The organism is Paenibacillus allorhizoplanae, from assembly GCF_927798215.1.
Lineage (GTDB): Bacteria > Bacillota > Bacilli > Paenibacillales > NBRC-103111 > Paenibacillus_E > Paenibacillus_E allorhizoplanae.
Map to the genome: position 1 here is coordinate 38,225 of NZ_CAKMMW010000016.1, position 14,191 is coordinate 52,415.

Sequence of the window (14,191 nt, forward strand, 5' to 3'; positions counted from 1 at the left end):
GTTTACGCCCCTTTACACCATTCTGCGATATACTGTCGGGGTCATACCCGTCGCTTTTTTGAAAATTAAATTGAAATAATGGGGGTCAACATAGCCTATACGATTTGCGATTTCATAAGTCTTCAAATCCGTACATTTAAGTAATTCTTTCGCCTTTTCTACACGAATCCGAGTAAGATAACTTATGAATGTTTCTCCAGTATGGTTTTTAAAAATAAGGCTAAAGTAACTTGTGCTTAGAACCAGATACTTACAAACCATATCCATGGAAATTTTCGCATCCGCGTAATTTTCCTTTATGTATTCTTCTGCCTTTAAAGCTTGCATCTTACAAAAGTTGTTTCTTGTTTCGAGGATGGAACCTGTGGTTTGCAAACAATAATTTTTCAGCCAATCTTCAACTTCATCAAGTGTTTTTAACCCGTAAATTTCGGTCAATGGATTGGAAGATGTGCTATGAAGTGTTTCGCGAATCTCAAGCTCATCCAAAACATCCAAAATCGAGACGATTATTTGCTGTATGTGAATATAACAACGATCCATTGGCAGATAGGATTCCTTAAGATTTTCAATAATTTTCTCAATGATCAATTCTATCTCTTGCTGAGTTCCTGACTTTAAGGTAGTATTGAGCTTCCTTTCCCAATGTTTATCGTAAGGAGTTCTTTCACTCATTCCCCCTTCCGTATCGCCAAAATGTATGATCCGATTCTTTCCAAGAAAAAAACGATAATCAAGAGCAAATGAAGCCCTTTTATGAGAATGATGAATTTTATTTAGAGAAGAGCAAATATCTCCCACACCAATAGACACTGTAAACTTCAGATAATCTCGTACCGATAGGTTGATCTCTTCGAAAATTAGAGCTGCTTCTTCACGGAGTATTTCCACATTCTCGTCATAAAGGATTACAATTGTTTTTTCATTATTGTTTTGGAACACGAGTCCGTTCTTTTTTCTTGTAATAATTTCTCCACTAATGTTACACACTGCAAAATAAAGTAGTTCACTCTCGCTTTCGGGATAAAATCTTTGCAGTTCCCCGTGATCATCTACATCAATCACTGCAACTAAATAATGGCTTCCTGGTAAATCAATATCCAAATAGGCAAGCTTATCCTCAAGCTTGCTTTCACGTAGTTCTCCTGTAACCAACTGATTCAAGAACCGCTCTCTAACGAGAGGCAAACTCTCTCTTAGCTGCTGCTTAAGCTTGCTTAAATCCTCCACCTTACGATTCTCATCATCAAGATCCGCCTTTACTTTGGAGAGGATTTGACATAATTCATCAGCTGTATTCGGCTTTAAGATATAATCATGCACCTTTAGCTTCAATGCTTGCTGAGCATATTCAAATTCATCGTAACCCGTAAGAATAATTATTTTTGTCTGCGGATAATGTTCATAAAGATAGCGTGACACTTCTAAACCATCCATCAACGGCATGTTAATATCCGTTAAAACCACATCAGGTTGAATCTGTTCAATGGCCTGGAGCACCTCACGACCATTTTCAAAGTCGCCAACCACCTCAAATCCCAACTCATTCCAGTTTAAACTATCTCGTATTCCTTCCCTAACGTTATCTTCATCATCCGCAATGATAATTTTATACATACATTTCACCACTATGCTTTCGAATTTGATAAAGAATATTACCAACCTTTGTAGGTTTCCACATTATCTTGAGTAATCAAGTCAACAGGAATTTTAATTAACGATTCTACCTTTTCACCTTTTAGAACTTTAAAGCCTTCATCCATTGCCAATTTAATCATTTCAAACGGATACTGTGCTGAGGTTGCGACGAAGCTTTTCTTTTCTTTAAGCGCACTAACGGCATCTGGCGCTCCATCTACACCAACAATAAACATTTCTTTGTCGCGGCCTGCTTGTTCAACAGCAATTTTAGCACCAACTCCAGAAGGATCATTCGTTGCAAATACAACGTCAATCTTTCCTTTTCCTTTGACTTGTAAAATGGTTTCCATCAATGTAACCGATGTTTCACGGTTGCCAAACCCATTCTGTTTAGCAACTACCCTAATTCCTGGAGTCGCTTTAATTGCTTCTTCAAATCCATTGATACGATCCGTTACAGCAGATACAGGAGGACCATCAATGACAACAACATTTCCTTTTCCATTTAAACGCTTAACAATATATTCCCCAGCTAATTTTCCAGCAAGAAAGTTATCTGAGGTTACAACCGTGTTCACACCTCCATCTGCACCTACGTCAACTGCAATGACGGGGATACCCGCCGCTCTAGCTTGGCTAACAGCACCCGCTATTCCTTTGGAATCTACAGCATTTAATAGAATTACACTTACTTTTTTTGTAATAAAATCCTCGATTTGAGCTGTTTGCTTAGCCAAATCACCTTCTGCACTAACTATGATTACATCAGCACCATGCAGCATAGCACCTGCAGTAGCACCTTTAGACATCGCAACGAAGAATGGATTACTTAAATTTTGTAAAGTAAATCCTACCACTACTTCTTGCTCTTTTTTTGCAGGTACTGCTTTTTCTGTTACTAAAGGTGCTAACGTTTCTTCAGATGTTTCTGAAGGTACCGTTATTTTACTTGAAGAGCAAGCGGTAAGTGTAACCCAAGCAACAGCAATTAATATTAATGATATTACTTTAATACTTTTCATATTAGACTATCCCCTATAATCATTTACCTTCAATTGAAACCTGCCAGTTAAAAAAATAATAAAGGACGATGCTAAGTTTTCTAAGACTCTGATTGAGAAAAACTTCTATCGAAGTACTTCGTAAACAAAACCCCCTTTCATCCGTAAGGGGGTTCTTGCAATCTTATCCGCAGCACTTTCTTCTCATAAAAAATACTAATCAAGCAATATGGAATTAAGTGTGTAAATCGTTAACGATTTCACTCTAACAGTACCGTCTTTCGCGTACATTTTTATTTCTGCTAGTGTTGATAATGGGAAAATTTGATCTGTCACGACACACTTTCCATCATTTGCAAAAACTTCAATGGACGATCGGTCTACGAAAATATGCATTTTAATAATGCCATTCTCCGGTTTCAATACAACACTGTGCTTGCATGCAAAATGTTCATGAAAATCGGTAACTCCAGAACGACTTCGATCCATATACAGCAATTGCTCCTGAACGCCATAGCTTACAACCGTTTCTTCTGTCTCGGAGTACCTTAGCTTCAAACCAAAATCTAAGGCATCGCCAATTTCAAATTCAACAATAATTTCAAATAAATCGCCGTCAGTTAATGTTATTTCGGAATTGCTCAGCTCGAATGCTGCCCGATTTATTTTATTCCGCCTCTTAGCCTCCAGCTCGCGGATCGGCTTCTGATGGAGTCGGACTCCCTCTGATTCTGTCGCAAGTGTTAGCTCTCTAGGAAGCGTCATCGCCCCTCTCCAATTGGCAGTTGGAATGATGTTGGCATATTTCCAATTGTTCATCCACCCGATAAACAGACGCCTTCCCTGCTGTTCAGGCACATCTGACCATGTAACGCCTGCATAGTTGTCTCTCCCGTGATCCAGCCAAAGTAGGGGGGCAGGACATTCCTCAGGAACAAAAGTGTCCCCATTAAAAGCCCCAATAAAATACTGCGTACGGGATCCTTCAGGGAAGTTAATATCTTCTCCAATACTAACAATAAGCACCCATCTCGTGTTGTTGACGTCATTGTCGACAGGCAACTCGAATAAATCCGGGCACTCCCAAACGCCGTCATGCGAGCCTTGCCCTAATCCAAATTGACCCGTATATGTCCATTCTTTCAAATTCGATGATTTGTAGAATCGAACGTAGTCACCCGCAGCAATGACCATTACCCAGCTTTGCCCAGGTACGTACCAAAATACTTTGGGATCACGGAAATCAGGAAGAGCTTCCTCCGTAAGTACAGGGTTATTTGCATATTTCGTCCATGTGCGCCCGCGATCCATACTGAACGCAAGACTCTGTCTTTGCCTAATTTGATCCGTCCCTGGTATCGTATCATGATGTGTGAAAATAGCGACAAGACCCGATTTTCCGGCAAAAAATCCGCTCGTATCATGCTTATCTACCACTGCGCTTCCTGAAAAAATAGCGCCATGTTCATCAGGAGCAAGCGCGATAGGAAGATGCTCCCAATGAACCAGATCCTGACTGACAGCGTGACCCCAATGCATAGGTCCCCAAACCGTACTTTCGGGGTGGTATTGATAGAAAAGATGATACTCCCCCTCATAAAACACCATCCCATTCGGATCATTCATCCACTGATCTTTCGGTGAGAAATGAAGCTGCGGTCGGAATTGTGTATGATTGTTAGCTGTTATCATGAATCTTCGTCACCTTTCGTATCTCGTCTAGACTTGGAATCGCCGGGATGGCACCTCTTCGGGTCGTGGTTAAGGCACCTGCTGCATTGGCGAAGCTGATCAAGCCCTGAATGTCAGATTCGCTCATGGTGTGAACGTCATGATTTGCATCCAACCATCCGTGAAGAAAACCGCCAAAAAACGCGTCGCCCGCACCTGTAGCATCTATGGCATCTACTGCATATCCACAAACGCTTCCCGTACTTTGACCCAAGCGGTAGAAAGCTCCTTTTTCTGCTAGTGTTATTAAGATGACCGAAGTACCAAAGGTCTCATATAGCATGCGTGATCCCTCTTCAAGATCCGTAACACCCGTTAGGAATACGAGCTCTTCTTCGGATAATTTCACGAAGTCAGCATAAGCCAACCCAAACTCCATCATACGTTTGGCGTGCTCCAAATCGTCCCAAAGCGGAATTCGCAAATTAGGGTCAAACGATATCTTGCAGCCATTTTCCTTTGCGAAAAGGAGTGCTTTCTTTGTCGCGGAAGCTGAGGGTTCATTCGTCATAGACAACGAGCCAAAGTGAAACAACTTTGAATCCGCGATTAAATCCAAGCGTACTTCATCTTCTGCTAGCAGGGTATCAGCTCCTGGTTTACGATAAAAGCTAAAGGAACGGTCGCCACTTGCATCTAATTGAACAAAAGCCAGCGTCGTATTTGCTTCCTTGCTCATTACTACGCCCTGCGTATGAATACCGCAATTTTCTAGCGTATCCACTAGAAACTGTCCGTGATTGTCAGCTCCTACTTTACTGATGAAGCCAGTCCGTTTGCCCCACTTGGCTAATGCAGCCAGCACATTGGCTGGCGCGCCTCCTGGATTGCGTTCAAATAAAACATATCCTAAATCTGACTGCCCAGCTGGTGTGAAGTCGATTAACACCTCACCTAATGCAACGATATCATACATCGCTCTCTCTACCTCCCGATATGCTCTTCCTTTTTTCTACACCGACACTTGAAATGCCGGTTTGATCTCCCACATTTGCACAGACATGATTCGAATGTCTCGCTCCCCATGCAAAAGTAAACCTAGCGCGTCCAACCTAGATGGGTAGGCGCGTGTCGTTAAGCATTTTTGCCCGTTAGCGTAAGCCTCGATCAATGAACGATCAACAAACACCCGCAAATTCAGTGGTTCTCCATGGAGTTCAAGCAAACCCTCTTGAATGCCTGTCGTTCGTTCACGCACATCTAACGTTGATTTATTACGATTCACGCCAAGTCGCTCGCGATCCTGATCATAGAATAGAACCGTCTCCTCTTCCCCATCTGGTGTTCGTCTGACCGAAATTCCATATTGGTGCACGGCTCCTGGACCAAAGGTTAGCTCGATCTCAAATGAATCATTCTGTATGTGCTGCAAGCACTCATTCGCTTCATCCAAGCTAACATTTTGTAAGTTCAGAAGCTGCGCGCCCCGGAGTTGACGCATCTCCTCGATAGGTTCAATCCCGAGCTGCCCATCCTCCCGCACAGTCAAACTGATCGGCATGCCGGCACCGTGCGACCAACCACAATCGTAATCGATTTCTGGTGTTCGCTCACCTTGAGCAATCGTAAACAGCAGCGATCTTCCTGTTACAGGATCAACCATACCGCTTGGGCCAGTGAAATGGAAATCACCTACATCAATGAGCCTTGGTTCTTCATGATCCGGGATAAAGCGGAAACGGCTGCTATCCCACTCTCCCATCCAATAATTCACTTCTACTTTTGCTTCTGGCCCCCATGGGCTTATTAGCAAAATATGTTTACCTGTTTCCTGGCCATCACGCTTTAGCGGCAGCAGTACAGGAAGCTCCCATACAACCCCAAGGTAGGGGTATTGCTCGTAATTGCTTACATACAGGGGACCTTCTAACTTCCAATCGGTTAAGTTCTCTGAGTGGTAGACCATCGCGGTACCGCCTTTCCCCTCAATTCCCGTACCGACGAGCATAATCCATGTATCATTTTCTTTCCAAACAAAGGGATCCCGGAATTCACCAAAGTATCCTATTCCAGGCTTCTGAACAACAATTGGTTCAGAATGTTTCACCCATTTTTTCAAATCTAGATCCCCATCCTGCGGATAAGTCGTATAAGCAAGACCTACCGATTGATTTGGAGAACAAGCGTAATTCCCTGCTGTATAAAATAAGGCCGGATATCCATTTTCATCAAACGCCGCACTGCCTGACCAGATCCCGTCCGGATCTATACCGGGCTCTGGCGCTAAAGCAACCGGAAGATCTCGCCAATGAACCAAATCCTCGCTCACCCAATGTCCCCAATGGATATAATGCCAGAAAGGGCCATTCGGATTGAACTGGTAGAACAAGTGATAGAGCCCATTGAAATAAATAGGCGCATGCGGTTCATTCATCCAATGACCCGGTGAAGTCAAATGGTACTGCGGACGATGCCGATCCTGGGCAAAGTTAGCTCTATGAATGGCCAGATGTTCGTAAGGAATAGCTGGTACAACCCCGCCGTGTTCGCTTAAATAATCCCGGTATGATCTTGCGATATCCTCCTCAGACATCGCAAGATCATAGAGACGAAGCTCATCCATCAATCCGTCGAACATATTCATAGTAAAGGCTTCTGCTAAGATAACCCCCTTATTATTTCGTCCTATTAACAAATCTTCCGTACTTGCAGTAATCCCGATATCCTTCTTTGAAAGCTGCTTTTCGGCAACCTTACAACCATTTAAATATAGCTTCATAAGACCTGTTAAAGCTTCGTACGTAGCAGAGACAAAGGACCACGCTCCCTTAGGGATCGGGTGATCATAGCACCAGACCTCCACCCACTCTTCGCCTAACGCAAGCTGGAGTGACCAAGACCCATGACGGGATAATCCAAATACATAACCCTCGCAGCGTTCTCTGTCATGTTGATTCACGATCGCTGCTAGGCGCTGCTCATCTCCGAAGTCATAGCTGCGTGGAGCTATCCAAGTGGTAATCGTCAACGATTTCGACAACCTTGGACTTTGGTCTACTGAGCGCTGCAGCCATGTTGAATAACCATCAAATAACAGGGCATACCCGCGAATGCCTTTCCGCCAAACCGGATCTTGCGGAGGCTGAAACCGGCCTTTGGCAAGCGCATAATGAATTTGATCCTTACTACTCGTACTTCGTTCATGCGCTAAACACCCCTGCCCCTCATCGAAGGACCAATAGGCAATAGGTTCCATGCTTGGATACCTCCTGATTTCTCATTACTTGGACGCTTTGTTGTAGCGGTCCAATGCGCCTTGATAGATTTTCAACAAATCATCTAATCCCATTTTCTTTAGCGTTGTTAAATAAGAATCCCATTCCTTCTCTACGCCGCCTTCCATCAACCATTTGGAGCGTTTTTCATTGGTCAGCTTGGCAAGATCAGGTTTAATTTTACCGATTTTATCCAGCTCCTCCGGCGTAAAGAAAATACTCGGGTAATTCTCTTTTTCCATCTGAGGAACGAAGGTATCCTTGATGCGATTCATTCTTTCCAATGCGCGAGGCTCGGGAGCGACGAGGTTTTGGAAATCCTCAGCCAAGATAACACCCGTCATGTTCGGCGCAACCTTTTGACGGAATTCTCCTGCGGCTACCCCTGCATCAAGTGGTTTCTGTACAAGTTTGCCGTCTTTTTCATCGAATGCAACGCCAATCGGTCCCCAATGAAGCTGCGCAGCCATCTTCGGCTCATATTGCAAATCTAGCCATCTTGCTGTGATTTCAGGATTTTTGTTTACTTTCGTGATGACAGGACCTCCACGACTCCAAGGAGAGCCATTATTATATTTCACGACCATGCCCTTGAAAGGCGGTACGAGCGCATAATCCTTGGCGCGGTCCGGTCCGACAATTTCCGTCTCTTCCCACCAGAGGTAGGAGCCTAACGTAACATCCTTCGTTTTTCCTTTTGCAAAGTAAGGAGCTGGATTGTTGTTGAAAGTAAAGGAATCTTTATCAATAAGGCCCTCTTCAACCCATTTGTGAAAATAGGAGACTGCTTCTTTGTATTTGGGATCGGTTGCCGCATAATTCACTTTGCCGTCTTTCACATTCAAGTGTTCAATAAACGAGTTATCGCCAGGCTGATACGTTTTGTCAGGAACTCCGAAAGCTCCGAACAAATAACCGATATCTCCAGTCCAGAAGGTATTCATAAAAGACATCGGCACTTCATCGGCTTTACCGTTACCATTAGGGTCTTTCGTTTTAAAAGCGCTAAGCACATCGTGCAGCTCTTCAATGCTCACAGGCATCTTCAAACTCAGCTTATCCAGCCATGCTTTGTTCAAGAAGAGAAAATCCGGATTCGAACCGATGCCAGCTTGCCCTTTGCCCAGCTCTTCCGCCACAGGAAGGGAGTAAATTTTTCCGTCGGGGGCAGTAACGAATGCTTTCAGCTCCGGTCTTTTTTCAAACAGTTTCTTCACGTTAGGCATATACTTATCGATAAGGTCATTCATGGGAATAATCGTGCCGTCTTTGCTGTATTTCATCAAATCGTTATCTGTGAATCGAGCGCCGTAGAAGACATCTGGTAAGTTAGAGCTTGCAAGCAGAATGTTCTTCTTATCGTTGTAGTTCGCTTCCGGCACATTATCCCATTCCACATGCACGTTGGTCTGTTCTTCCAGACGTTTGAAGATCTCCATTTCTCCGTAATTCGGTGCAAGTGGAGCTTTCGGTGATACCATTTTCACTGTTACTTTATCTTTTACGATCGGGTAACCGCTTTCGTTAAAGTTCTTGGCTGCCGCTTTCTCGCTGTTTTGTGGGGTTACCGTATCTTTTACCTCAGGCGTTTTGTCACTGCATGCTGCCAGTACCAGACTCAAACTCATCGTCACCATCGTTATTGTCGTTAATTTTTTCTTCATTCTCGATACCCTCCTCTTTATATGTAACCGTTAAGATGTATGACTGATCCTTAGATGCACTCTTTTAATATCACCGCAAGACCGCCACCACCTCCTCTAATGCTTGCCTTCGCATCTCTAACCTTTTACAGATCCAATTAGAACACCTTTAACGAAGTAGCGCTGCAAGAATGGGTATAAAATGAGCAATGGTCCTGCAGCAATGAGAATAACCCCATATTTAATTAGTTCCGAAACCCTTTGTTTAGCTAAAAGTGAGTCAATATCCGACACCATGTCGCCGATTGGCTGGCTTTGGACCAGAATATTACGCAAAACTAGCTGAAGAGGATACAGTTTTTCATTTTCCAAATAAATTAATGCATCAAAGAATCCGTTCCACTGCCGAACAACCGCAAACAGCACTAGCACAGCAATGATCGGTTTGGATAAAGGAATAACTATACTCCAAAGAAATCGTGTATTCTTGCAGCCATCCATGAATGCCGCTTCCCTAAGTTCATCCGGTATGGTGGATTGGAAGAACGTCCGGGCAATAATAATTCCGAATGCATCCACGGCTGATGGCAAAATGACTGACCAAATTGTATCCACCATACCCAGCTTTTTGACCAACAAATAGGTAGGAATTAAGCCGCCAGAGAAAAACATCGTAAATACAAAAAACAGCATAAACACATTACGCCCATAAAAATCCTTACGAGAAAGCGGATATGCGGCTCCTATCGTTAGAGCAACACTGATCAGCGCGCTTGCAGCTGCATAGATAATAGAATTTCCATATCCTGTCCAGATCTGGGGATCCGATAAAATTCTGCTGTAACCTTCAAGCGTAAAACCTTTGGGCCAAATCCACACTTTGCCGGCATAAATATGATCGGGCTCACTGACGGAAGCTATAACTACGAAATATAGCGGATACAATATGAGCAGCGCAAAGCCACTCAATACTAGAATGTTTAAAGTGTCGAACCATTTATCAGCAGTGCTTTTTGCTGTAATCATAAGGTGAATGCCTCCTCTCTTTTAAAATAGCCCACTGCCGTTTATTTTTTTGACAAAACGGTTAACGGAGACCAGAAGGACGAAATTGATCAAGGAATTGAACAAACCAACTGCTGCGGAGAAGCTGTATTCCGCTCGCTGCAGACCAATTTTGTACACATACGTAGCGATAATCTCAGATGAACTGGCGTTTAAATCATTTTGCATGAGAAACGCTTTTTCAAATCCAACATTCATGAGATTCCCAATCGCCAATATGAACAAAATGAGAATTGTCGGCTGAATCCCCGGGATATCAATATGCCAAATCCGGTGCCATTTCGTTGCTCCGTCCACGACCGCCGCTTCATGAAGATGCGGATCGATACCGGCTAATGCTGCTAAATAGATAACCGAGGCAAATCCTGTTTCTTGCCAGACGCCAGAGAAGACATACAGGCTTTTAAACCATTCTGCCTTAGATAAAAAGTAGATTGGCTCAACGCCAAACAGTTGAATAATGTGATTGATGAGCCCGCTTCCAGGCGATAAGAAAACATACATCATACCAACAAGCACTACGGTAGAGATAAAATAAGGAGCATAAATGACCGTTTGAATAAAACGTTTATACCTTTCGTGGAGCAGCTGATTAAGCATCAGTGCTATAAGAATCGGTACTGGGAATGAAACCACTAACGAGAAAAGACTAAGTCCTAACGTATTCTTAATGACCGTCCAGAAGTTAAAAGAATCGAAGAACCGTTGAAAATGCGTCAATCCTACCCAGGGACTTCCCCAGAATCCCTTGGAAGCGATGAAATCCTTAAATGCGATTTGGACCCCGTACATCGGCCAATATTTAAAAATAATGAAATAAATCACAGTTGGCAAAATGAGAAGATACAGCTCGTAGTTGGCTTTGATCTGTTTGAGAGGTTCTTTGAATGTGCTCATTTTAAATGGTGCAACCCCTTTCTTTTTCATCGGGAAATCGTTTACGTAAACGTTTTTCTAATAGTCAAAAAAAAGCCATATCAGCTTTTAACAAGAGCCTCGCAGGATTAACGCAGTTGGCAGTCTGTATTCTTTGCAAATCGAACCTGGGTTCTCAATTCGCTCTAACATGATCTCTGCCGACTTCACACCAATCTCATAAGAAGGCTGCCGGATAACCGACAACGGCGGGGTAGTAATCTGAGTCCAATCGTAATCGTCAAAGCCAATAATGGCCAGTTCGGTCGGGATTTGAATCCGTCTTTCTTGCATGTATTTCATGGCGCCCATTGTTAACACATTATTAGCAATGAACAGCGCAGTTATTTCCTGCTCCGCAAGCAGATCTTTAACGCTCTCGTAACCGCTCTCAAGTTTGGATTCCGCGATCCTCACAATAGAAGAATCAAATGGAATGTCGTGATCTGCTAATGCTTTTTTATATCCCTCATAGCGCTCATTGCTCGTTGTAATACCAAGTTCCCCAGTTAGCATCCCTATTCGACGGTGACCTTTTATAATAAGGGTTTGGACTGCCTCATAAGCGCCTCCGATGCCGTCAGCCAGTACACTATCCCCAATATAACCGGTAGGTTTACGGTCGATAAACACGACGGGATAATTCGAACGTACGATATCAGTTAAATAACTGACATCTTCAGCAATAGAAGCAATGAACAAACCGTCAATCATCTTGGAATTAAACAATTTAATCTGTTCTTGTTCATCTTCAATTTGTTCCGTTGTATTGTTGCTCAGCAGTAAATGATACCCGTGCTGCTTCAATGTATACTGAATCCCCTGCGCTACCATCATAAAGAAGAAATTAGAGGTATCCGAGGGAAGTACCGGCACAATAAGGCCGATAGTGTTAGATTTCTGGCTGCGCAAACTTCTGGCTGCTGAATTGGGACGGTAATCAAGCTCTTCCATCGCTTGGTAAACCTTGCGCTTAACTTCATCCGATACATAGCGGGTGTTATTAATAACATGAGACACAGATGCTATTGAAACACCAGCATGTTCGGCTACCTGCTTAATACCGGAACGCATAATAATTGCCCTCATTTCTCATAAAAACGTTTACGCAACCGTTTTCTTAATTATAGGTTCCCTTTATTTAAGTTGTCAATGTTTTTTACAGGGATTTATAGCGGTTTGTTTCTCATTTGCTATAAGGATCCACCAGTTACACATGCCTATCTTATACCATGTGTCTAAGTTGGATCTATCCATTGGACCGAAATCCCGCAAAATCTAAAAAATCAGAGTACAGGACCCCAAACATTATCTTCCATGGATATAAATTCTTTTATTTTGTTGATCTGCCTTGCATATATTCTTTTTTTACTACCAATATACATTAAAAATAAACCCGCGCAATTTTGCACGGGTTTAACAGAGAAAGAACGAATTTTGATATTTAATGAGCCTCTAAAACCAAATAATTGATCAAGATTACTTTCACCATTACCTACAATTGCTCATAATACCATCCCGAAACCTCAAAACCCGCCCTGTCTGACTTTCCTTCTAATCCTTACCGTCCCACGATCGGAATTCAACGCTTTCTATTCCGTCAATCGCCCGCAGCTCCTCCAAAAGAAACGGAACGCGGTTCTTTTTCCCCACTCTCACCTTTAAACTGAGCTGCAGCAGCGGCGCACACTCCTTCACGCTTTACCGCATCTGCAGAAAATTGATTCACGATGACTCCGTGGTTCTCCAATTTCTCCAAAACTGACTTCAATTTCCCCGTGGTTTCCTCCATGAAACCAGCATCAATTCGATGTGATTCCGATTTTTGGTCATACCCTTTTCCAGTTTATTCAGAAGAAACAGACTTACGAGAACAAGCAGTGCTGTTAGTAAAGCGCAATAGTAGAACCCAGCTCCTACAGCGAGCCCTAAAGCCGCCATAACCCAAAGCGAGGCAGCTGTCGTCAGGCCCGATACTGACATCCCCGTACGAAGAATTGTCCCGGCGCCCAAAAAGCCGATGCCGCTGATAACCTGTGCACCTAATCGGGCAGGATCCATCCGCACATTCGCTTCGTATGCAAATTCGCAGAAGCCATAAATGGAAAGCAGCATAATTAACGATGAGCCCAGACTGACCAAGATATGCGTGCGAAAACCAGCTGGATGATCGCCCCACTCCCGTTCAAGACCAATACGGCCCCTAATGACTAGCGATAAGACAATACGTATACTTAACTGGAAATAACTGATATGCCACACTTCAGGATGCATGGTCATACGGAAGATCATCTCCAATCATCAAGCATAATGCTGATTTCAACCTTCTGAAATCTATTTATTCGATCCCGAAGTCATACCTTCTACGAATTGTTTATGGAAAATGAGATAAACAATGATGCTTGGGATCATACTGATGAGGGTGCCTCCAAAAATAAGCCCGTAATTGGTCGCATTCTCCCCTGGAACGCATGCAGGCCAATGGATATCGTATATTTTCAGTCGATCTAGCAACACATACGGCAGCATGAAGTCGTTCCAAATGTTCATGAAAGTGAAGACCATCAGCGCGACGGCGCCTGGTTCTGCCAGCGGAAGCAGGATTTGAAAATAAGTCCGCCATTCGCCCGCCCCGTCGACCATCGCGGATTCCCGTATTTCTTTAGGAATATCTTTGAATGTATTGTGCATCAGGAAGAAAATCGTGACTATTCAGTCATTATCTATCGTGACTTTTTTTAAAAAAAACTGTGATATTCCAGAATTAATTAGAAAACGGAGCCCGCAAACCCGCGGCGCTCCGATATTGTTGTTTCAGAATTCAATAGAAATTGAAGATCATCTCAGCGGATATAGCGATTTGTTTCAGAATTCTTTAGAGGAAAATTTTAACACAATTTTTATTTATGCATCACTATGCATAAGCAAAAATTTATCACGAATATCATTGAAAATAAAGTTATCGACTGAAGTTATTGAT

Annotated in this window: 12 protein-coding genes; all 12 read right to left on the minus strand. The window is 43.1% G+C overall.

Annotated elements, in window-relative coordinates; all coding sequences use genetic code 11:
- Positions 1-12 precede the first annotated feature (12 nt).
- The 12 genes from L6I86_RS22925 to L6I86_RS22975 all read right to left on the minus strand — a co-directional run bounded on the left by L6I86_RS22925 (position 13) and on the right by L6I86_RS22975 (position 13,923).
- Positions 13-1,617, minus strand: coding sequence for a response regulator (locus tag L6I86_RS22925; protein ID WP_236290758.1), 1,605 nt, complete (start codon positions 1,615-1,617; stop codon positions 13-15).
- Between the two features lie 38 nt (positions 1,618-1,655).
- Entirely contained in the window at positions 1,656-2,663 is a 1,008-nt protein-coding gene (locus tag L6I86_RS22930; protein WP_236290759.1) for a substrate-binding domain-containing protein, read from the minus strand.
- Between the two features lie 195 nt (positions 2,664-2,858).
- Positions 2,859-4,334 carry a glycoside hydrolase family 32 protein gene (locus L6I86_RS22935; RefSeq protein WP_236290760.1) on the minus strand — a complete coding sequence of 492 codons (1,476 nt, stop codon included), beginning with the start codon at positions 4,332-4,334 and terminating at the stop codon, positions 2,859-2,861.
- Positions 4,321-5,289, minus strand: coding sequence for a carbohydrate kinase family protein (locus L6I86_RS22940; protein ID WP_236290761.1), 969 nt, complete (start codon positions 5,287-5,289; stop codon positions 4,321-4,323). Before L6I86_RS22940 ends, L6I86_RS22935 begins: the two co-directional genes overlap by 14 nt.
- 36 nt (positions 5,290-5,325) lie before the next feature.
- Complete coding sequence (locus L6I86_RS22945; protein ID WP_236290762.1) at positions 5,326-7,569, minus strand: GH32 C-terminal domain-containing protein; 2,244 nt, start codon at positions 7,567-7,569, stop codon at positions 5,326-5,328.
- Positions 7,570-7,593: 24 nt separating this feature from the next.
- Positions 7,594-9,252, minus strand: a complete 1,659-nt coding sequence (locus tag L6I86_RS22950; protein WP_236290763.1) for a type 2 periplasmic-binding domain-containing protein — start codon at positions 9,250-9,252, stop codon at positions 7,594-7,596.
- A gap of 117 nt (positions 9,253-9,369) precedes the next feature.
- Positions 9,370-10,266, minus strand: coding sequence for a carbohydrate ABC transporter permease (locus L6I86_RS22955; protein WP_236290863.1), 897 nt, complete (start codon positions 10,264-10,266; stop codon positions 9,370-9,372).
- 12 nt (positions 10,267-10,278) lie between these two features.
- Positions 10,279-11,223 (minus strand): ABC transporter permease, encoded by a 945-nt coding sequence (locus L6I86_RS22960; RefSeq protein WP_236290764.1) that lies wholly within the window; start codon positions 11,221-11,223, stop codon positions 10,279-10,281.
- A gap of 57 nt (positions 11,224-11,280) precedes the next feature.
- The gene (locus L6I86_RS22965; RefSeq protein WP_236290765.1) at positions 11,281-12,300 is read right to left on the minus strand and encodes a LacI family DNA-binding transcriptional regulator; all 1,020 of its coding nucleotides are present in this window, start codon (positions 12,298-12,300) and stop codon (positions 11,281-11,283) included.
- A 511-nt stretch (positions 12,301-12,811) separates the two neighbouring features.
- Entirely contained in the window at positions 12,812-12,940 is a 129-nt protein-coding gene (locus L6I86_RS35710) for a hypothetical protein (protein ID WP_276574889.1), read from the minus strand.
- 38 nt (positions 12,941-12,978) lie between these two features.
- Positions 12,979-13,491: an MgtC/SapB family protein gene (locus tag L6I86_RS22970; RefSeq protein WP_338113430.1), complete on the minus strand. Its 513-nt coding sequence runs from the start codon at positions 13,489-13,491 to the stop codon at positions 12,979-12,981.
- Positions 13,492-13,545: 54 nt separating this feature from the next.
- The gene (locus L6I86_RS22975; protein WP_338113436.1) at positions 13,546-13,923 is read right to left on the minus strand and encodes a carbohydrate ABC transporter permease; all 378 of its coding nucleotides are present in this window, start codon (positions 13,921-13,923) and stop codon (positions 13,546-13,548) included.
- Positions 13,924-14,191: the final 268 nt, after the last annotated feature.